The following is an 18515-nucleotide window of genomic DNA, read 5'->3' as shown; positions in this document are numbered from 1 at the left end:
TTTTTGAATTCAAAACGTGTAGTGCTCTATACATCTCGACATTTTATGTCGAGATACTCGAACTGACGCATAAGTTAATCATCCTCACTCAACTTAAAAAAGTCGTTCACAGGCTTATTAAACACTTCAGATAATTTTAGAGCCAATACCGTAGAAGGCACATAACGATTGGCCTCAATAGAGTTTATAGTTTGACGAGAAACACCTATTTTTTCGGCTAAATCTCCTTGAGTTAGATTGAGAATAGCACGCTCTACTTTAATCGTATTCTCCATTATCTGTAGCGTTTTAGCGTGTGGTAAAACATAAGTTGAATCATAAGCATAAATAACAACACCTGAAAATCTCCCAAGTCTTTATACACTTCACCACCTGAATTAACCACATTAGACACCCCAAACTCTACATAAGGCATTACCAGGGCATACACAACACCAACAATAAAGGCCACCGCATAGGATTGTGCCCTCAGACTCATGGTCATTTCATCCTCAATTTTATCTTTTGAGACTGACATCAACAACATACCAACAAGCAATGTTTTTTGAAGCAAGAGTTTCAACCATTGTGTATCGCCATCCATTACAGATGCTCTAACAAACATCATAACTATAGATATTACAGTTACTACCATACCAATCATCATAAACTGATGTGGTAACCTAAACTTTGTGATTTTTAAAAGGCGTGTGCGCTCGCAATCGATTAATTTTTCTGTGTTCATGATTGACAAATATATTTTATAATTAGTAAAATTATTTTCACTATATGACAAATATATTTTACATTTTGTTTTTACACAAGGGTTTTAACAAAAACTTGATATTGTCAATTTTTTAGGCGAACTTAGGAGGCAGAAAGTTTTATATCTTAAAAAATATAAATGTCATTATGAAAAAATTTGTTTTAGCTGCTTTAGCTCTTATTCTTATAACCTGTAGTAATAGTGACAATATATCCGAACCCAACAACTTGAACTCTATTGATGTATATGTTGCTGGACAAAAAGATGGTAACGCAACGTATTGGGAAAATAATGCTGAAATTACCCTTAATAATGGTGGATTCAGTAGTACAACTGCAGATAAAATTATTGTTCAGGATAATACTGTTTATGTATTTGGAAGGAGTGGTTCTATATATTTACTATGGGAAAATGGGAACATAACCAACCTAAACGAGGAATTTCAAGAAGCAGACTACGAGATAGATTATATCACAGATATGATAATAGATGGTACTGATGAGTATTTTGTAGGATATCTAAAGAGTACGACCAATCCAATAACTTATAATTTGGTTTATTGGAAAAATGGTGTAAAAACGATTATACTCCCTAATTGTGTTTATAGACATCAACAAACTTCAATTAAAGTCATAAATGATAACATTTATGTTTTTTCAAAAAACGAAAACAATCAAAGAGGTATATATATCAATAATAGTTTTAACCCTTTTGACCCTGGTTATTTACCACATGGTATAGTAGAAAATGAAAACGAAATTTATACATACGGTAGTATTATAGGAAATGGAATGGGCTTTTACAAAAATATTAATACTAATGTAGAAACCATGAATGAAAATCCTATTCTTGGATTAGCTTTTGATACGACCGATATTTATTCTATAATTAATCATAGTAATGTTGCTTTTGATATGCGTAGAGAAATTATGAAAAACAACGATTCTTACTACATTTCACCAGAAGGTTTCGAAACTCATATTGTTGACTTAAAAGTCAAAAATGGCAATGTCTACGCAATAGTTAGAGAATTAACTTCTGGTAATTTTGGCCCTAATAAATTATTGATTAATAATAATGTTGAATTGATTTTGGATGAAAGCCTTTACGATTTTCTGAATAGTATTTATATAGTTGAAAACTAACTATATAAAACTATACATTTTCAAGCTTATATTTTACCTGTTCTTTTCCTCAATCCACTTACTCAAATACTTGGTACTTTGTAACGTTTGGTGTTGCAATATCTTACCCACAAAATTATTTTGACGATGCCTTTTTAAATCTGCGCTTAAGTCTTCGATTTTTTGTGTAAAGTCATGTTCAAATTTGGTGTTATCAAAACGCGTATTCAAAACTTTAAAACCATGGTCTTGCTTATCTTGCCATAACTCAGCATTGGTATAAAGTTCAACGGCTTTTTGGGCAAATGCCTCGGGATTATCTTCAATAAAACCGTTCACTTCGACTTCGCTCAGTGACCGGTCAGTTTTATTAAATATACCTTCGGCTGCAATGGTAGACACGATACACGGTGTACCATTTTGCATTGCATCTACAAGCTTGCCTTTTAGTCCTGCACCAAAGCGCAAGGGTGCTAAACATATTTTTGCTTGTTGCATCACTACATTGACATCTTCTGCAAACCCTTTTATTAAAAATCCTTCTTTTTCATTGTGGAGTTGCGTTACTTTTTGAGATTCGTAAGCACCATAAATATGCAGCTCTGCTTTTGGCAATTTCTGTCTTATTATTGGCCAAATAGTTTGCTTTAGATACAATACTGCATCGTAATTGGGTGGATGTAAAAAATTACCAATGGTTATAAAGTGCTGTCGTTCTTCAAAAGTTGGCAAATCGTTTATCTTATATTCAGGAATTGGTTCTAACAAAAAAGGCAGGTAATAAAGTAAGCTTTCATCAATGTTAAATTTTTGGGTTAAAATGTCTATTTCAGCTTCTGAGATTATTAGGCTTAAATCACAACGGTAAATACTAGCAATTTCGCGTTTTGTAGTGTCGTTTTGTAGATGTTCAACTGTAACATCAACACCTTCTTTTAAAGCCAATTCCCTAGCCTTTCGCAAACCATGAAAATCTTCAGTATCCAAAATACGTAAGGCATTAGGGCACTGTTCAGCAACACGCCAACCGTATTGCTCTTCAACCATAAACCGATCAAAGAGTACAACATTAGGTTTCAATTGGCTTATAAATTCATCAAAAGATGAATCATTCAACAGTATGGTTTGTGTTTTTAAACCAAGTTGTGATACATCATAGGTGTTATCGGAAGTTTTGGCAGCGCAGGCAAAAGTGATATCAAAATCCTGATTAAGAAACTGCTCAATTAACTGAAGCATTCGGCTACCAGCTGCTGAACTTTTAGGTTCTGGCCAAACGAATCCGATAATTAAGAGTTTTTTTGTCATAAAAAAGCCTCGTTCTCGATACAATTTTCATCGATTTCGACTACACTTCGACAAGCTCAGTGTGACGTGATCAATCTAAGAGAAAATCACTCGAACTGACGGTTTTTTAGTTATTGTGGATCTTTTATAAAAGCATACTTAATTCGAGCGGTTTTGACCCAGGCTTCTACAGCTTCAATCTGTTCCTTGCTAAGTTTAGCATCACTGTGCGTCCAAGTGTAGCTTGGTAAAGGCATATGGCCTTCTTCGACTTCTTCGGCAAGTTCTTCGAGTTTGTGGTCCTTTTTCTTATCGGAATAGTCGCTCCATTTAGAAACATTAAAGTGTTTTTTACCGTCCTTTACATGGTCTGCCAACCAATAATTTACAGGAGTAATATTGTTGTACCAAGGATAGCGTGTATGGTCACTATGGCAATCAAAACAAGCACTCTTCATTATCAGTTGTACATCTTCAGGTGGATTGGTATCTGCTATAAAGGCCTCAACCGAAGCAATATCTCCATCATTTTTTTCTGGTCCAAAAAATTGTGCGATTACAAATGCAACCAATAAAACGAGACCTACTTTTTTAAGTGATTTTTTTATCATGGTTTTTTAACTAATTTAGAAGCGTTAAAAATAAGAAACGTTTTGACAAAAGACCAACTTTACGAGGAATTAAATTATGTGAATCACTCTCGCGAAAAACGACTGCATTATGCCAATTTAGTTTTAGGTCATCCCGAATTGGTAAAACCCCTTTTGGAAATTTTATTTGATGTGGATGATAAAATATCGTGCAGAGCTGCCTGGGTATTTGAGTTTATGTGTGGTGAACATCTTGAAGCTATTATACCGCATTTGGATAATTTTACACAAAATGTTTCTAAGGTTCATATGGATTCTGCCGTGCGACCCATGGCAAAAATCTGTGAATATCTAACTAAGGCTTATTATGGAAAAACGGATTCCAAAATAAAACAACACCTCAAAAACGTGCACAAAGAAAAACTTATTGAAGCCTGTTTTGATTGGATGATTTCTGACGAAAAAATTGCACCCAAAGCCTATTCTATGAATTCACTTTATCTCTTAGGCACTGAATACGATTGGATTCATCCCGAACTCGCCATGATTTTGGAGCGCGATTTTCAAATGCAAAGCTCAGGGTTCAAAGCTAGGGCAAGGCATATTTTGAAAAAAATTAAGGCTAAACATTAAAATCTATTAATTAAAAGGGTCACTCCATTTTTCCTCATTAGCTATACTTTCATCCGTTAGGGTTTTTAAAAATGCTACAAGAGCAGCTTTTTCCGCTTCAGATAAATTGAGTTGTACAGCATTGCCATTAGCATCCGTCAACGCAGGTGAAAGCGTTGGATGATTTTGAATGCCACTATTGTAATGCTCTACAACTTCTTCTAAGGTTGCGAATCTTCCATCATGCATATAAGGAGCGGTTAACTCTATATTTCTGAGGCTTGTCGTCTTAAAACGACCAACGAATATTGGATTTTCATAAACAGCTCCTGCACCTACATCAGTTGTAGAAGTAGCATCCAAGCCATTGTTTTGAGGTCCCGGATTAGCACTTACGAAGGCTTCAGTGGTGTGACACCCAAAACATGCTCCACCACCATTGGGAATAGTCTGAAAGAATATGTTCTTCCCTAAGTTTTCTTCATCCGTAAAATTAGTAAAATTGGCACCTGGAGATGGAGCCAGCATTCTTCCTTCGTCGTATTTACTCGAGTAACTCACAATACTACGAACAAACTGTGCCAATGCCTTAGAAATACGATCATAATTGACTTCTTGTGTACCAAAAGCATTTTGAAATAATTGAGGGTAATACGCTTGGGACTGTACTTTGCTTACCAATTCCTCTAAAGTGAGACCCATTTCCACTGGATCCTGAAAAGGCATGAGTACTTGCTCTTCAAGTGTAGCAGCTCTTTCATCCCAGAAAAAGCGACCTCTTTGATAAAATCTAGAATTAATCAATGTCATCGAATGGCGCCCTGTTAAACCTCCATCAAATCCAATACTTAAAACCGCATCATCTGAAAAACCTTTGTTTTGTTGATGACAGGAAGCACAGGCTACGGTACCATTTGCACTTAAATTTTTATCATAAAACAATACTCGCCCCAGAGTAGCTCCATGATTTGTAATGGGATTATCCGCAGGCGTATTATCAATGCCGTTTACGCTTGTTGGTAGTGGACCTAAGCTATTGGTCGTAAAATGACTTGGCAAGGCCAATGTCTCATAATCGAAAGGTGTGCTGGGTAGATTAAGTGTATTCTCCACCACGTTTTCATAAGTAGTATCCTTTTGGCACGACCAATAAAAAAGATTTGTCAATAAGAGTAAAAGAAAAATTCTAAGTCTGTAAGTATTCATAATGATTGATTAGCTCTTGTGAGGTTAGACCCTTAATCCATGAAAAGGTTTAAATGGCGATACTAAAAACTACGGTTTAGATTTAATAGCCCACTAACACTGTGTACTTTCAACTATGTTCATTATCTTTGACGCTTCAAAATTATAGAATACATGGCACTTACGGCACTTAGCGCAATCTCACCTATAGATGGTAGATACCGATCTAAAGTAGACGCTTTAGGCAACTACTTTTCAGAAGAAGCTTTAATTAAGTATCGCGTTTTAGTTGAAATCGAATATTTTATTGCACTATGTGAATTACCCTTACCACAACTAGAGTCTGTTTCTCACAGTATTTTTGAGGAATTAAGGGCCATTTACAAAAATTTCACACCTGTTGATGCTGCTGCCATTAAAGAGATTGAAAAGGTCACCAATCATGATGTAAAAGCCGTTGAATACTTTATTAAGGAAAAGTTTGATGTTTTAGGGCTTTCGGATTATAAAGAGTTTATTCATTTTGGTTTAACCTCGCAAGATATTAACAATACTGCCATTCCGCTAAGTATCAAGGATGCCATGAACGATGTTTATGTTCCTGAATATTTAGCGCTTCTAAAGAAAATTGAAGAATTAGCAGAAGAATGGAAAGCGGTACCTATGTTGGCAAGAACCCATGGACAACCTGCTTCTCCTACACGCTTGGGTAAAGAAATTGATGTTTTTGCGGTGAGACTTAAAGAACAGTTTAATCTTTTGAACGATGTGCCTAGTGCTGCAAAATTTGGTGGAGCAACCGGCAACTTTAATGCCCATAAAGTGGCATATCCAACAATTGATTGGAAAGCTTTTGGGACTGCATTTGTTCAAGAAAAGTTAGGGTTACAGCATTCATTCCCAACCACTCAGATTGAGCATTACGATCACATGGCGGCGTTGTTTGATGCCTTAAAACGCATTAATACCATTGTTATCGATTTAGATCGCGACGTCTGGACCTACGTATCTATGGATTACTTTAAACAAAAAATTAAAAAAGGTGAAGTTGGTAGCTCAGCCATGCCACATAAAGTCAACCCTATAGATTTTGAAAACAGTGAAGGTAACCTAGGTATTGCAAATGCTATTTTTGAACACCTCGCTGCGAAATTGCCAATTTCTAGAATGCAGCGCGACCTCACAGATAGTACTGTTTTAAGAAACGTAGGTGTACCATTTGGACATACCCTTATTGGCTTCAAGTCTACACTTAAAGGCTTAGGAAAACTGCTTTTGAATAAATCCAAGTTTGAGCAGGATCTAGAAAATAACTGGGCTGTGGTTGCAGAGGCCATTCAAACTATTTTACGTCGTGAAGGCTATCCAAATCCTTATGAAGCCTTAAAAGGGTTAACAAGAACCAATGATGCGATTACTAAAGCGTCTATTTCGGATTTTATTGATACTTTAGATGTTCCGGATACTATTAAGATCGAATTGAAAGTCATTTCACCAAGCAATTATACTGGCATATGAAATTCATTCCTCTAAATAAAAATTCTATAGCACTACTATTTGGAGCTATTATAGCCTTTGGCTTTTTTGCTGCTGGAATGTTTGAGGTATTAGATTATTTTATCATTAAAGCATTATTATTTACTCTTTTTGGTGGCTTGCTTATTGTTGCTTTTTGGCACGCTTTAAAAAATGATACAAAAAAAAATCGTCCTGAAGACGAGCTCCAAGACGATTCCTATTAACATTTTAAATAATTGTCAGTTTATTTAAAAAAGTCGGTTATACCGTTAAGATTAGCATTTTCAAAATCCATATCTTTTAATACCGATTGAAGGGACATTAATTTGCCTGCATTCATATCGTCACCCAATACTCTGGCAACCATAAAGCCCGTATCACTTGCATTTCCAAAAATAATGAGTTCGTCTACATTATCTACCTCACCAATAAACATAACTTTAAATCGTCCATCAACACTATTACCTCCTCTCATTAATTCTTCGTATTTAGGATTTTTGAGTATGGTGTTGACTTTTGCAAGTTCCACTTCGTACTCTTTTGTATTGTTTGCGTCTATTTTGTAAGCCAAAATATTAAGCTTATCAACAGACTCATAGGCTTCTCTTTGGTCTTTTGTGAGTTTAACTTCTTCTAAATTTAGCAAACTCACAGGTGCATCTACAGATAAAAAACCTGTTTTAAGTTCATTATCCACAAAATAGGTTTGCAACGTTGGCCCTTGGTCGCAGCTTGTATAAGCCACAACCAAAAGCAACATTACTATTAATTTTTTGATTGATTGTATCATGATCTATTACTCTTTACCTTTTTCACCAGCCTTTTTCAACTGTTCGCCACCTGGAATATCCATTTGATTTGTAATTTTAGATACTTGTCTTAAATCGATATCTCCAGTCAGTGAAAGTAAAACCGTTTCTATCTCACGTTTTTTACCATTAATTTCGATGTCCTGTCCTTCTGTAAGCTCTTTTAAACCGTTAACGAACATTAATAACTCTTTCACATGATTTTCATCTTTTCCTTCCTTAACATAAAACTTAACTGTTTGCTCCCCATCCTTAATACGCATTAACTCTTCAAGATCGGAAGATTTTAGATACTTATCTACAGTAGCTTTCATATCAGTAGATATTTTTTCATCACCTGTAGTAAAAACTTTAAGTCCTGTTATCTTTTTTACCATTTCCATAAATTCCTTTGCTTCAGGATCGTCTACATCTAGATCTATAGTGGCTAACATTCTGAATGCCTTCTGTGTAACGACAATAGATGTTACTTCAGACATGTCCTCATATTTATCGAAGATACTCTGTGCTCCTGAAAGCATTGGTGCTAAAATAAGCGCGATTATTACAATTACTTTTTTACTCATAGTCTTTATTTTATTTCTTTTGTTTTCGTGAATCTGTGATTTCATAATTCTCTAATTTGTGTGTTTTTTACTTGTTTTTAAATATTCTGTTTGTTGCTTTTGAAAACTCATTTAGTCTACTGGCCTCTTCTATACCTTGATTTAGGTTTTCAGAAACTAAGGCCAATGAATTAAGTTGCTCTTTACCTTGCTTCATTCCTATAGAAACTAAACTTAGAGCTTCCATGGTCTTATTATATGTTTCCATTGCTAATTCTTTTTGCCTTATCTCTTCTTTTGAAGGACCAAGAACTTGGGGGATAATAAAACCTAGCATAAGAACTGCAACTGCTGCGACAGAAATCCATTGGTACAATTTTGCTCTCTTAGGTTTTAATGGAACGTCCTTGGTATACTGTTCTTGCTGTGCTTGAGAAAAGTATACAAACATCGGTTTGTAATGTTCTAAATGAGGAGCAACATCTTTACCTGTAAAGTATGCTCTTAACTGCGCTTCTTCAGCTAAGGTTGTCTCTGCATTATTATACTTTTCTATTAACTTTTCTATATTATTTAATACCATATCTATGTGTATTAGTTAATTTTTCTCTTATTGTTTTTCTGGCTCTAGATAGATTAACTCGCACTGCTGTTTCATTCATATCTAGCATTTTAGCTATTTCAGCAAAATCATACTGCTCTATATCTCTTAGCTGTACTATTATTTTTTGTTGTTCGGGTAAATCTTCCATTATTCTAGACATCCAGTCTAAGCTATCCTTAGCTTCAACTTGTTTTTGCAATGACGAATTGTTATCCGTATAATTACTGTGAACAATTTTTAAATTTTGTGCTTGCTTAGATTTTAGTCTATCCAAACAAAAATTCTTTGTCATTGTCATTGAGAAGGCTTCAACATTTTTATAATCTTCTATCTTCTCTTTATTCTTCCATAATTTCAACAGTATTTCTTGAGTAGCATCTTCAGCTTCTTCTCGAGAAACCAGCAAACGCTTGGCTAAACGAAATACTTTATCCTTAAATGGCATTACTAAGCTTACAAAATCTGCCTGCTTCATTACTTTTTTGATTGGTGGTTAAAGGTGTTTTTATAGACCTTCAACATTACGACGATACACATTACAATTTGTTACAAAGTTTTTTTATTTATAATAATGTAAGTAAATTTAGAGTTTTACAGACATAAGAAAAAAGCTATGATTAAAATAAAAACTATGAGAAAGATTAAACAAATTCTTCTTAGCTGCCTTGCACTTATTATGCTTACTGGTTGTTTTGAAGATTTAGATGACAATGCAGCATCAAGTTCAGACATTAAAGATTTTGTTTGGAAGGCGATGAACAGTTATTATTTATATAATGATAATGTACCTGATTTATCAAATGATAGATTCGGAATTAATGGTGTTGACAACAGATATGATAAAACTGAGGCCTATTCAGAATACCTAAATGGATTTTCAACACCAGAAGAGTTGTTTTCAAACTTAAAGTTTGACCCTTTAGACCCTTTTAGTGTCATTGTACCTAACTTCTATGATGTATTAAATCTTCAGCAAGGTGTGTCTATAAGTAATGGCATGGAATATAGGCTTTACTTTATCCCAGGAAACCAAACGGAAGTTTTTGGTGTAATTACTTTGGTTCTTCGTAATAGTGTTGCTGAGGATTTAGGGTTATTTAGAGGACAAATTTTTAGAGCAATAGATGGTATAAATCTTAATGCTGACAACATAAGCGAGCTATTATCACAAGACTCCTATACGCTTAATTTTGGTGCATATCTAGATAATGGCACAGAAGAAATAGAGGATGACGATGTAATATTAACAGGTAATAGCGTAAGTATTACTAAAGTGGAATATATCGAGAATCCTATCCATGAAGCCCAGGTTTTAACTTTACCAAATGCCAATGTAGCTTATTTAATGTATAACGGCTTCACTAGAAATTTTGATAATACTTTAAATGATGTTTTTAGCCAGTTCCAGGCAAATAACGCTAATGAATTGGTTTTAGATTTAAGATATAATGGCGGAGGTTCTATTCAATCAGCTCTACATTTAGCGAGTATGATTACTGGGCAATTCAATGGTCAAATATTTTCAAAACTATTCTATAACAATAATCAAGAATTTCAAAATAGAAATTATAACTTCACAAATACCCTAGAAGGAGGTGGTGCAATTAACAGTCTAAATCTAAATAGAGTATATGTTCTAACAACTTCTAGATCAGCATCAGCAAGTGAGTTGATTATTAACAGCCTAAGACCCTATATTGAGGTTATACATATAGGTGATAATACCTCAGGTAAAACTCAATCTAACAGGCTTGTGTTTGATTCACCAGATTTTAATAGCAATGATGTTACCACTAGTCATACTTATGCTTTAATACCATTAACTGCAAATTCAACAAATGTAAATGATGAACTGGTACCACCAAATGGTTTAACACCAGATATACCTATTATAGAGTCTCCTTTCAATTTAGGCTCTTTGGGTTCAATTTTTGAGCCATTGTTGGCTACCGCTCTAACCGAAATATCAAATTCAGGTCGTTCAATACCAATTGTAGATGAAATTGATAGTACAATGAGGGAAGTAAAAATACCAAACCAACACTCTCCTATTGAAGGTTTAATGTTTGAAGATTAAATAAAAAAAGCCGCTTAATTAAGGGGCTTTTTTTTTAGTTATAATTTTAAATTAAATCCCAGATTTATACCTCTACCTCTAGTACTAAACCCAAATAGTTCTTGGTAGTCTTCATTAAGAATATTAGTAACATTTGCAAACAACAAAAGCATGTCGTCTAAAATACGATGGCTTAAGTAAAAATCTAACAAACCGTAAGATTCTAAAGTCACTATTTCATTTTCAAATGTTGTGCTATTATAAAAAATATCCTCACGCTCATCATTATATTGGTAAGATAAACTCATTTGAGTTTGCTTTGAAAGCGTATAATCGATTCTTGTATTTACTTTAATTTCAGGAATTCTTAAACTTAAATCTTCATCCACAGACGTATACGTAACATTTAAATTGACATCTAATCCTTCAATAATTTTAGTCTGAGCAACAAATTCCAAACCACTTGCTGTAAAGGATTCCGACACATTTTGATATTGATAAACAAAACTACCTGTATCTATAAAATCTATGAAATTGTCTTCGTTTCTATTAAAATATACAAGGCTAAATGTTGCCTTATCTTTTATAGAAACTTCTGCACCAATCTCAATGGTTTGGTTTTCTTCTGGCTTTAAATCAGCATTACCATAACTTGGTTCGAAAAGTTGAAATAATGATGGCGTTATAAATGCTGTGCTATAACTTGCCAATCCTTTAATATATCCAAAATCTACATCAAACTTATAAGATGGATTAAGGCTATACACCAAATGGCTACCATACTCACTATGATTATTCAATCTAAACCCTGCATTAACGTTTAAGCCAAAATCTGAAACATAAACCACATTAGCATAAGGGTCTGTTATTGTAAATTGTGCATTACCAGGATTTATAGCTTGGCTAAAATCTGTTTCACCAAAAGGAATAGAAAAACTTTCCATCTGATTATTCTGATAATTCAATCCGATTACGGTATAAAAGGCATCATTAAAGTTGTAACGATTGTAAGCATCTATAACAATACTCTGCGCATTAAATAGTGCAGGAAAATTGGATTCTATTTCGCGCTCTACACCGTTATAAGCAGCATTAACTATAATGCTTCCCTTATTATAAGTAAACTCTGGAGAGAAGCCTAAACGGTATTGTTTAGATACCGATACATTATCAGCATCTTGTCTTAGAAAGCTATCATCAAAATCTGTTTTGAAGTTATCAAAACTTCCATAAGCATTCAGTTTAAAAGTATTATTAAACCTGTAACCCAACTTAAGATTACCATTATAACTATTAAAGGCATCCGACTCTGTACCATTTTCTATAGCCGATAAACCGTCTGTAAACTGTTGCCCAAAACTTGCGAGATAATTTAACTTACCCAAGCTTCCGTTTACCGAGACACTGTTTCTAAAATCTTCTAACGCATAATTATCTTCATCAGACGATTGATTGGTACCAAGTGTACTTCTTAAATTTAGATTGAAAGCTTTTTTAGAAGGTTCCTTTAACTTAATATTAATCACTGCTGTTGCTGCTCCTGTTCCATAAAGCGTACTAGAAGCTCCTTTTAAAATTTCAATAGATTCAATTTGATCAGCATTGAGAAAACGTAAATCGTAATCATTTGCAATTTGCGATGGGTCAGTAACCTGTACACCATCAATCATGATTAATACCTGACGATTTCTACCTCCTCTTACAAAATAACTAAGGTTTTGACCAGCATTACTTCTAACTCCGTTAATTTCTACACCAACCGTTCTACCTATTATTTCTGCAACTGATTGGCCTTGTAATTTTTCTAATTCTTTTGAGGTGATTTTTGTGATGACTTTACCCGAATTTTCACGTTTCAACCCAAAGCGAGAATCTGATAATACAACTTCATCTAGTTTTTCTACTTTAACTGAATCCTGCTTAATTTGTGCAAATCCAATTGTTAGCATAGCTAAACCTAGTATGCTACAAAACAGTTTTGTTTTGTTCATTTCATGCATTAATTGTTCGAGAGAACATACAGCGATACTGAGAAAGGAAATTAAAAAGACCTAAATCTCAATTACCGAGTAAACTTTTATCCCGAAAGTTTGACTTCTTTGTTGAAATTGGCAGGTCTCCTGACTTGCGTCTTGTTGTTGGTCTTCCCAGAAAAAATTCCAGTGACATTGAAGGTAACAACAAGCTTTGTAGCTTACAGTTGCGGGAACAGTTTTGGATTTTCACCAAATTCCCTTTTAATTCATTCAATAAATAATTGAATAAAACCAGATTTCATCGCAAAAATAGTGTAATCTTAATACAAGTAAAGATTAATCGTCCTTTTTCTTATTCATTTTATAAATAAGATAAATAAAACCCACTAAAAAATGAGCAATTATAATTCCTGCAACAATATATATGGTTAAATTTGAATCGTCTCTCATTGTTGAAGTTTTTACAAAACTACTATTACCAAAAACAGTAATGAGTTACAATAGTTACATATGAAAATACTTAGCCTTTTTTTTCTCATCTTACTCTCAGTTTCATGTAAAAATGAACCCTCTAAACAGATTGTTGATAACATTACTGGTGAAAATTTAGAACTAAAATATGCGAAAGGTTTTTCTTCAAAAGATTATGGTTCTCATTTGGTTATTACCATTAAAAACCCATGGCCAGAATCTGAAAAAGAGTACAAATATGTTATTATTAAAGATTCAGAAGCAAAAGATTGGCATTTGGAAAAGTCGAGATACGATGGAATAATCACAGATGAAATAACCAAACTGGTTGTAACCTCAACAACGCACATACCAGCATTAGAATTGCTAGGTGTGGAACAAACTTTAGTAGGATTTCCAGGTGCGGATTATATATCGTCTGAAAAAACCAGAAAACGTATTGACGATGGACTGGTTAGAGAACTTGGTAAAAATGAGGGTATTAATACAGAAGTGTTGTTAGAACTAAACCCAGACGTTGTTATCGGATTTGGTGTAGATGGTGTCAACAAAACTTTTGAAACTATTAAAAAAGCTGGTATTCCGGTAATTTATAATGGTGATTGGGTAGAGTCTTCAGCACTGGCTAAAGCGGAATGGATTAAGTTTTTTGGAGTGCTGTTCAATAAAGAAAAAGAAGCAGATTCTATATTTAATAACATTGAAAGTGACTATTTAGAGGCTAAAAAAATAGCTGCCAATGCAAAAGAACAGCCAACTGTTTTGAGTGGTGCTATGCACAAAGAGGTTTGGTATTTACCAAATGGCTCTAGTCCAGAAGCACAATTTTTAAAAGATGCTAATGTTAATTTCTTATGGAGCGACACTTCTGGAAATGGCAGCTTAGCGCTAAGTTTTGAAGTTGTTTTGGAAAAAGCCGAACATGCTGATATTTGGTTAAGTCCATCCTACTATTCAAGCTATGAACAACTTGAAAAAGCTAGTGAACTTTATACCAACTTTGATGCTTTTAAAAATAAGTCCATTTATACATTTTCAAATACTACTGGTGCTACAGGAGGCGTTATATATTATGAATTAGGAATAGCAAGACCAGATTTGGTTTTAAAAGATCTAATTAAAATATGTCATCCAAACCTATTAAAACAATACACACCTCATTTCTTTAAACCACTTAACTAATTGCATAATTCCCAAACATATCAATTTCAGTATACATTACTTGTCGTAATACTTATTGCCTGCTTTTTTATTAATATTAGTTTAGGTTCTGTAAATATCCCTTTAAGAAGTATAATTGGTAGCCTGTTTGGAAATATTGATAACACAACATGGGACGTTATTATTACCAATTACAGGTTACCTAAAGCTGTAACATCAATTTTAGTTGGCTCTGGACTTGGAATTTCAGGATTGTTGATGCAAACCTTATTTAGAAATCCATTAGCTGGTCCTTTTGTTTTAGGTATTACGTCTGGTGCTAGTTTAGGTGTCGCCTTAATAATTTTAGGATCTGGTTTATTTGGTGGATTCTTCGCGACAGCCTTAATCTCTAAATGGAGTATTGTCATTGCAGCCAGTCTTGGTAGTTTCCTGGTATTGTTAGCGGTTTTAGCTGTGTCTCATAAAGTTAGAGATACCATGGCCATACTTATTATAGGTTTAATGTTTGGAAGCATTACTGCTGCTGTAGTAAGTGTGTTATCCTATTTTAGTTCTGCAGAGCAATTACAACAATACGTTTTTTGGGGTTTTGGTAGCTTAAGCAATTTATCTTGGAAGGAACTTAGTATTTTCTTCTTAATATATCTCGTTGGTATGATTTTGAGTATCATGTCAATAAAGTCATTGAATAGCTTATTACTGGGTGAAAATTATGCCAAAAGTTTAGGTATTAACCTAAAACAAAGTCGGTTTATAATTATACTAGCCACAAGTTTAATTGCAGGAACCATTACAGCTTTTGCAGGTCCAATTGCGTTTATTGGCTTGGCTATTCCGCATTTAACACGTCAAATTTTTAAAACCTCTAATCACAAAATTCTATTACCAGCAGTATTTTTGTTTGGTGCTATTACAATGCTTATTAGCGATAGTATAGCACAGGTTCCTGGTAGTGATTACACCTTACCTATTAATGCTATAACCGCTTTGGTTGGTGCGCCTGTTGTGATTTGGCTGTTGGTTAGACAACGTAAAATGATGTTTTAGAAAAGTTAGAAGCATGAAGATAAAAGTTATAAGTTTTTTGATTTGCTTAACCCTATTAAGCTGTAAAAAAGAATTTAGTTCACCAGAGTTAGAAAAACATTTTACAGAATCTCAGGTTGAAGATTTAAATAAGATTAGGCTCTTTTTTATAAATGATATTATAAATCTTGATATAAACAATTTTCATAAGAACTTTATCAATGAAGTTGAAAAAATGGAAGCTTCAGGATCACCTTATATTCCCAAGAAAAAGATTGACAGCGTGTTATCTTCAATATCAGCAGATACTTTCAATGAGATTTGGGAAAAACATATTGATTCCACTCAATTTAAAGATAAAATTTATAATTATTTACTACCAAAGTATCAAGGTAAGTACCAAATTTTCTTAGCTGACATTTCAAAGAAAAACAAGGCTGTTAATCATTATTATCAGAGAATGAATAACTCTGGGGACTTCAATAGATTATCTATGCTTGGATACATCAAAGAACATCCTAAAGAGTTTGATTTGAAAAACGTTAATATTCAGATTCTATTAGCAATACAATATATTTCTGTTTTAAGGGATCCTTTTAATTAATTTTCATAGAACTTGAACACAACTAAACCAAATACCATCCTAAAAGCCAAAAACCTCTCCATTGGTTACAAAACCAAAAAGGGAGAAACAGTCATTTCTCAAAACATCAATTTTGAATTAGAAAAAGGACAACTTATTGGTTTGGTTGGAGCAAACGGTATTGGTAAATCAACACTTTTAAGAACCTTAATCAAAGTTCAACCTGCTTTATCCGGAACAGTACTTTTAAATGATACAGATTTAAAAACGATATCGTCATTAGACCTAGCTAAACAACTAAGCATTGTTTTAACCGAAGCATTAACTTCAAAAAACCTCTCTGTATACGAACTCATTGCATTGGGAAGACATCCTTACACCAATTGGGTAGGCAGTTTAACCTCAAAAGATACTGAGATTGTTGAAAATGCTTTTAAGCTAGTTAATATTTCAGAACTTAGAAACAAAAAATGTTACGAGCTAAGTGATGGACAACTACAAAAAGTAATGATTGCACGTGCTTTAGCACAAGACACAGATATTATTGTTTTGGATGAGCCCACTACGCATTTAGATATGTATCATAAAGCGTATATTTTAAAATTGCTTCAAAAATTAACAAAAGAAACAGGTAAAACCATTTTGTTTTCATCTCACGAAATTGACTTAGCGATTCAACTTTGTGACACTATGATCGTAATGCGAAAAGAAAATGTTGTTTATGATCAACCTTGTAACTTAATTTCAGGAGGTATTTTTGAATCCCTTTTTCCTAATGATTTAATTTCTTTTGATAATTCATCAGGTAGTTTTAGGGTAAAGAAATAGCTTGTCAACTTCAAGCTAGGTGCTGCTTACTTCACACTAAAAATGTATCTTTGATAAATTATCTTTTTCAAACATGGACGACACACTTATTCTCTTAATTGCCATTATTATTTCTGCCATTGTTGGTGCTTACCTTGGTATGCTTTTCACAAAACTAAAAAGCAAAAGCGAGCAAAGTACTTTAGAAGAACGTCAAAATCAATTGAGTTTGACTATTAACGACCTCAAACAAAATATTTCTAAAATTGAATCTGAACGTGAAGAAATAAGAAGAGAAAAAGAGTTTTTAAATGCCGAATTATCTCGAAAAAATACAGAGTACGAGAACCTTCAGGAACAGAACTTAAAACGAGACGAAGAGCTTGCCAAACAACAAGAACAGCTCAGAAAAGATTTTGAGTTGATGGCTTCTAAAATTTTAGATGAAAAGTCTGAAAAGTTCACCATTCAGAATAAAGAGAACATTAAAAACATTCTTAACCCTTTAGAAGAAAAAATAAAAACCTTTGAAAAGAAAGTCGAGGATTCTCAAAAGGAAAGCATAAGCATGCATTCTGCTTTAAAAGAGCAATTATTAGGTCTAAAAGATCTTAACCAACAAATGGCTAAGGAAGCCACCAATCTAACAAAAGCTTTAAAAGGCGATAGTAAAACCCAAGGCAATTGGGGCGAATTGGTACTGGAACGTGTTTTGGAAAAATCTGGTTTAGAAAAAGATAGAGAGTATTTTGTACAACAAAACTTTCAGCGTGAAGATGGCACTCGCGTTATGCCAGATGTCGTTTTGCATCTTCCCGATAATAAAAAAATGATTATAGATTCTAAAGTATCTCTAACCGACTATGAACGTTTGGTGAATGCAGAAGACGAAGAACGCACCATGTATTTAAAAGCACATGTTAATTCTATTAAAAAACACGTAGATCAATTGTCTGCCAAGAACTATCAAGATTTATATGATATTGAGTCTCCTGATTTTGTATTAATGTTTATCCCTATCGAACCTGCTTTTGCAGTAGCTATTAATGAAGATAACACACTATATACTAAGGCTTTCGAGCAGAACATTGTTATCGTTACACCTTCTACGCTTTTGGCTACATTACGTACTATAGATACCATGTGGAACAATGAAAAGCAACAGCAAAACGCCATTGAAATTGCCAAGCAAGCTGGTGCATTGTATGATAAATTTGAGGGTTTAGTTGCCGACCTAACTGGTGTTGGGAAAAAACTAGATGCAGCCAAAAGTGATTATTCTGCAGCTATGAATAAACTGGTAGATGGTAAAGGTAATCTCATTTCTAGGGTAGAAAAAATTAAAAAAATGGGTGCCAAAGCTAAAAAAGCACTTCCTGAAAGTATTATTAAGAGAGCCTCAGAAGACTAATA

The 18515-nt window shown here is 33.8% G+C and carries 20 protein-coding genes and 1 riboswitch; of the genes, 10 read left to right on the top strand and 10 right to left on the bottom strand.

Going from position 1 to position 18515, the window contains the following annotated elements:
• Positions 1–74 precede the first annotated feature (74 nt).
• Both ACPX19_RS10270 and ACPX19_RS10265 read right to left on the bottom strand, forming a co-directional pair.
• Positions 75–275, bottom strand: coding sequence for a helix-turn-helix transcriptional regulator (locus ACPX19_RS10270; RefSeq protein ID WP_426429915.1), 201 nt, complete (start codon positions 273–275; stop codon positions 75–77).
• A complete protein-coding gene (locus ACPX19_RS10265; protein ID WP_426429914.1) occupies positions 275–724 on the bottom strand; it encodes a hypothetical protein in 450 nt (149 codons plus the stop codon). The genes ACPX19_RS10270 and ACPX19_RS10265 overlap by 1 nt, the downstream gene beginning before the upstream one ends.
• Positions 725–891: 167 nt before the next feature.
• Here ACPX19_RS10265 and ACPX19_RS10260 point away from each other — a divergent pair, with 167 nt between their 5' ends.
• Positions 892–1890 (top strand): hypothetical protein, encoded by a 999-nt coding sequence (locus ACPX19_RS10260; RefSeq protein WP_426429913.1) that lies wholly within the window; start codon positions 892–894, stop codon positions 1888–1890.
• A gap of 33 nt (positions 1891–1923) precedes the next feature.
• Here the strand turns inward: ACPX19_RS10260 and ACPX19_RS10255 are convergent, their stop codons facing one another.
• Both ACPX19_RS10255 and ACPX19_RS10250 read right to left on the bottom strand, forming a co-directional pair.
• Positions 1924–3177, bottom strand: coding sequence for a glycosyltransferase (locus ACPX19_RS10255; RefSeq protein ID WP_426429912.1), 1254 nt, complete (start codon positions 3175–3177; stop codon positions 1924–1926).
• A 110-nt stretch (positions 3178–3287) separates the two neighbouring features.
• Entirely contained in the window at positions 3288–3767 is a 480-nt protein-coding gene (locus ACPX19_RS10250) for a heme-binding domain-containing protein (RefSeq protein WP_426429911.1), read from the bottom strand.
• A 42-nt stretch (positions 3768–3809) separates the two neighbouring features.
• Between ACPX19_RS10250 and ACPX19_RS10245 the strand changes: the two genes are divergently transcribed.
• A complete protein-coding gene (locus tag ACPX19_RS10245; RefSeq protein ID WP_426429910.1) occupies positions 3810–4379 on the top strand; it encodes an adenylosuccinate lyase in 570 nt (189 codons plus the stop codon).
• Positions 4380–4385: 6 nt separating this feature from the next.
• On the opposite strand, the gene ACPX19_RS10240 is transcribed toward ACPX19_RS10245, so the two are convergent.
• Positions 4386–5564, bottom strand: coding sequence for a cytochrome-c peroxidase (locus tag ACPX19_RS10240; RefSeq protein WP_426429909.1), 1179 nt, complete (start codon positions 5562–5564; stop codon positions 4386–4388).
• Between the two features lie 153 nt (positions 5565–5717).
• On the opposite strand from ACPX19_RS10240, the gene purB reads away from it, so the two are divergent.
• Both purB and ACPX19_RS10230 read left to right on the top strand, forming a co-directional pair.
• On the top strand, positions 5718–7061 hold the full coding sequence (gene purB / locus ACPX19_RS10235) for an adenylosuccinate lyase (protein ID WP_426429908.1): 1344 nt from the start codon (positions 5718–5720) through the stop codon (positions 7059–7061).
• A complete protein-coding gene (locus ACPX19_RS10230) occupies positions 7058–7285 on the top strand; it encodes a hypothetical protein (RefSeq protein WP_426429907.1) in 228 nt (75 codons plus the stop codon). Before purB ends, ACPX19_RS10230 begins: the two co-directional genes overlap by 4 nt.
• A 20-nt stretch (positions 7286–7305) precedes the next feature.
• On the opposite strand, the gene ACPX19_RS10225 is transcribed toward ACPX19_RS10230, so the two are convergent.
• From ACPX19_RS10225 to ACPX19_RS10210, 4 genes are all read right to left on the bottom strand, one after another.
• A complete protein-coding gene (locus ACPX19_RS10225) occupies positions 7306–7851 on the bottom strand; it encodes a DUF4252 domain-containing protein (protein ID WP_426429906.1) in 546 nt (181 codons plus the stop codon).
• 6 nt (positions 7852–7857) lie between these two features.
• Complete coding sequence (locus tag ACPX19_RS10220; protein ID WP_426429905.1) at positions 7858–8436, bottom strand: DUF4252 domain-containing protein; 579 nt, start codon at positions 8434–8436, stop codon at positions 7858–7860.
• Positions 8437–8503: 67 nt separating this feature from the next.
• Entirely contained in the window at positions 8504–8998 is a 495-nt protein-coding gene (locus tag ACPX19_RS10215) for a hypothetical protein (RefSeq protein WP_426429904.1), read from the bottom strand.
• Positions 8985–9494, bottom strand: a complete 510-nt coding sequence (locus tag ACPX19_RS10210) for an RNA polymerase sigma factor (RefSeq protein ID WP_426429903.1) — start codon at positions 9492–9494, stop codon at positions 8985–8987. The genes ACPX19_RS10215 and ACPX19_RS10210 overlap by 14 nt, the downstream gene beginning before the upstream one ends.
• 156 nt (positions 9495–9650) lie before the next feature.
• Here ACPX19_RS10210 and ACPX19_RS10205 point away from each other — a divergent pair, with 156 nt between their 5' ends.
• Complete coding sequence (locus ACPX19_RS10205) at positions 9651–11096, top strand: S41 family peptidase (RefSeq protein ID WP_426429902.1); 1446 nt, start codon at positions 9651–9653, stop codon at positions 11094–11096.
• Positions 11097–11134: 38 nt separating this feature from the next.
• Here the strand turns inward: ACPX19_RS10205 and ACPX19_RS10200 are convergent, their stop codons facing one another.
• A complete protein-coding gene (locus tag ACPX19_RS10200; protein WP_426429901.1) occupies positions 11135–13066 on the bottom strand; it encodes a TonB-dependent receptor plug domain-containing protein in 1932 nt (643 codons plus the stop codon).
• Between the two features lie 102 nt (positions 13067–13168).
• A riboswitch (cobalamin riboswitch) is annotated at positions 13169–13363 on the bottom strand.
• A 198-nt stretch (positions 13364–13561) separates the two neighbouring features.
• Between ACPX19_RS10200 and ACPX19_RS10195 the strand changes: the two genes are divergently transcribed.
• The 5 genes from ACPX19_RS10195 (at position 13562) to ACPX19_RS10175 (ending at position 18513) form a co-directional block, all read left to right on the top strand.
• Entirely contained in the window at positions 13562–14704 is a 1143-nt protein-coding gene (locus ACPX19_RS10195; RefSeq protein ID WP_426429900.1) for an ABC transporter substrate-binding protein, read from the top strand.
• A complete protein-coding gene (locus ACPX19_RS10190) occupies positions 14705–15733 on the top strand; it encodes a FecCD family ABC transporter permease (RefSeq protein ID WP_426429899.1) in 1029 nt (342 codons plus the stop codon).
• 13 nt (positions 15734–15746) lie between these two features.
• Positions 15747–16316, top strand: coding sequence for a hypothetical protein (locus tag ACPX19_RS10185; RefSeq protein ID WP_426429898.1), 570 nt, complete (start codon positions 15747–15749; stop codon positions 16314–16316).
• A gap of 12 nt (positions 16317–16328) precedes the next feature.
• Positions 16329–17123, top strand: a complete 795-nt coding sequence (locus tag ACPX19_RS10180; protein ID WP_426429897.1) for an ABC transporter ATP-binding protein — start codon at positions 16329–16331, stop codon at positions 17121–17123.
• Positions 17124–17196: 73 nt separating this feature from the next.
• The gene (locus ACPX19_RS10175; protein WP_426429896.1) at positions 17197–18513 is read left to right on the top strand and encodes a DNA recombination protein RmuC; all 1317 of its coding nucleotides are present in this window, start codon (positions 17197–17199) and stop codon (positions 18511–18513) included.
• Positions 18514–18515 lie beyond the last annotated feature (2 nt).

Origin of the sequence: Winogradskyella sp. HB-48, assembly GCF_049942685.1 — a bacterium.
Taxonomy (GTDB): domain Bacteria; phylum Bacteroidota; class Bacteroidia; order Flavobacteriales; family Flavobacteriaceae; genus Winogradskyella.
The sequence above is the reverse complement of the archived record's forward strand: the minus strand, read 5'-3'. Positions and strand labels throughout refer to the sequence as shown.

What these genes read in the sequence shown, in the direction of transcription:
- ACPX19_RS10220 (WP_426429905.1), bottom strand. Translation starts at nt 8,436, where the DNA reads ATGAGTAAAAAAGTAATTGTAATAATCGCGCTTATTTTAGCACCAATG.
- ACPX19_RS10175 (WP_426429896.1), top strand. Translation starts at nt 17,197, where the DNA reads ATGGACGACACACTTATTCTCTTAATTGCCATTATTATTTCTGCCATT.
- ACPX19_RS10270 (WP_426429915.1), bottom strand. Translation starts at nt 275, where the DNA reads ATGGAGAATACGATTAAAGTAGAGCGTGCTATTCTCAATCTAACTCAA.
- ACPX19_RS10195 (WP_426429900.1), top strand. Translation starts at nt 13,562, where the DNA reads ATGAAAATACTTAGCCTTTTTTTTCTCATCTTACTCTCAGTTTCATGT.
- ACPX19_RS10225 (WP_426429906.1), bottom strand. Translation starts at nt 7,851, where the DNA reads ATGATACAATCAATCAAAAAATTAATAGTAATGTTGCTTTTGGTTGTG.
- ACPX19_RS10230 (WP_426429907.1), top strand. Translation starts at nt 7,058, where the DNA reads ATGAAATTCATTCCTCTAAATAAAAATTCTATAGCACTACTATTTGGA.
- ACPX19_RS10260 (WP_426429913.1), top strand. Translation starts at nt 892, where the DNA reads ATGAAAAAATTTGTTTTAGCTGCTTTAGCTCTTATTCTTATAACCTGT.
- ACPX19_RS10255 (WP_426429912.1), bottom strand. Translation starts at nt 3,177, where the DNA reads ATGACAAAAAAACTCTTAATTATCGGATTCGTTTGGCCAGAACCTAAA.
- purB (WP_426429908.1), top strand. Translation starts at nt 5,718, where the DNA reads ATGGCACTTACGGCACTTAGCGCAATCTCACCTATAGATGGTAGATAC.
- ACPX19_RS10240 (WP_426429909.1), bottom strand. Translation starts at nt 5,564, where the DNA reads ATGAATACTTACAGACTTAGAATTTTTCTTTTACTCTTATTGACAAAT.
- ACPX19_RS10215 (WP_426429904.1), bottom strand. Translation starts at nt 8,998, where the DNA reads ATGGTATTAAATAATATAGAAAAGTTAATAGAAAAGTATAATAATGCA.
- ACPX19_RS10205 (WP_426429902.1), top strand. Translation starts at nt 9,651, where the DNA reads ATGAGAAAGATTAAACAAATTCTTCTTAGCTGCCTTGCACTTATTATG.
- ACPX19_RS10265 (WP_426429914.1), bottom strand. Translation starts at nt 724, where the DNA reads ATGAACACAGAAAAATTAATCGATTGCGAGCGCACACGCCTTTTAAAA.
- ACPX19_RS10185 (WP_426429898.1), top strand. Translation starts at nt 15,747, where the DNA reads ATGAAGATAAAAGTTATAAGTTTTTTGATTTGCTTAACCCTATTAAGC.
- ACPX19_RS10210 (WP_426429903.1), bottom strand. Translation starts at nt 9,494, where the DNA reads ATGAAGCAGGCAGATTTTGTAAGCTTAGTAATGCCATTTAAGGATAAA.
- ACPX19_RS10200 (WP_426429901.1), bottom strand. Translation starts at nt 13,066, where the DNA reads ATGAACAAAACAAAACTGTTTTGTAGCATACTAGGTTTAGCTATGCTA.
- ACPX19_RS10250 (WP_426429911.1), bottom strand. Translation starts at nt 3,767, where the DNA reads ATGATAAAAAAATCACTTAAAAAAGTAGGTCTCGTTTTATTGGTTGCA.